Consider the following 245-nt stretch of genomic DNA (forward strand, 5'->3'; position numbering starts at 1 on the left):
GAAACATGATTGAAATCCTTAACTTTATCACGTGTATTTTCCAAAGCTAAATCTTGAATGTCGAAACCATAAACATGTCCTTCTGGTACTTGTTCGGCTAAAAATAAAGTGTCATTGCCGTTACCGCGACAAGCGCAAACACAACATACATAATAAGATTGGCTAAAAAGATATAGTTAAAGCTAAATTCTGCGACAAAGCCGCCCATTGCAGCACCGACAGCCACACCAATATTTTGCGCTAAG

The 245-nt window shown here is 38.8% G+C and carries 2 pseudogenes; both read right to left on the minus strand.

Features of this window, described 5'->3' with window-relative positions:
• Window positions 1–140: pseudogene (locus tag IDG63_RS14570) on the minus strand (rRNA methyltransferase); the annotation flags it as partial.
• A pseudogene (locus IDG63_RS14575) lies at window positions 107–245 on the minus strand (MFS transporter); the annotation flags it as partial. The pseudogenes IDG63_RS14570 and IDG63_RS14575, both read right to left, overlap by 34 nt.

This window comes from Staphylococcus sp. EG-SA-14 (assembly GCF_017151935.1).
Taxonomy (GTDB): Bacteria; Bacillota; Bacilli; order Staphylococcales; family Staphylococcaceae; genus Staphylococcus; species Staphylococcus aureus.